The sequence below is a fragment of the Bacillus sp. SIMBA_074 genome, from assembly GCF_046534555.1.
In the GTDB taxonomy this organism is placed as follows: domain Bacteria; phylum Bacillota; class Bacilli; order Bacillales; family Bacillaceae_G; genus Bacillus_A; species Bacillus_A mycoides.
In genome coordinates, this window is sequence record NZ_JAWRYM010001130.1 from 1 (window position 1) to 241 (window position 241).

Consider the following 241-nt stretch of genomic DNA (forward strand, 5'->3'; position numbering starts at 1 on the left):
ACCTGGGCTACGGCTGGCGTGACGTGAGCCTGGGCTTCACCGGAGCCGCCGACCCGTTCTCCGCGGTGCTCGCCGTGCTGGGCACCCTGACGTTCTGGCAGCCGTCCCTGTCGCTCGTGGTGCTGTGGATCGTCGCACTGCCACTCGCGGCGCTCGGCGCCTGGCTGGCCGCCGCGCGCCTCACCACGCGCGGCATGCTCCGCGCCTTCGGCGCCCTCGCCTACGCGCTCGCCCCGACGGT

The 241-nt window shown here is 74.7% G+C and carries 1 protein-coding gene; it reads left to right on the forward strand.

Going from position 1 to position 241, the window contains the following annotated elements; translation table 11 throughout:
• Positions 1-241 (forward strand): hypothetical protein (locus SB773_RS34260; protein ID WP_410594969.1); only part of this gene is annotated, 241 nt, incomplete at both ends.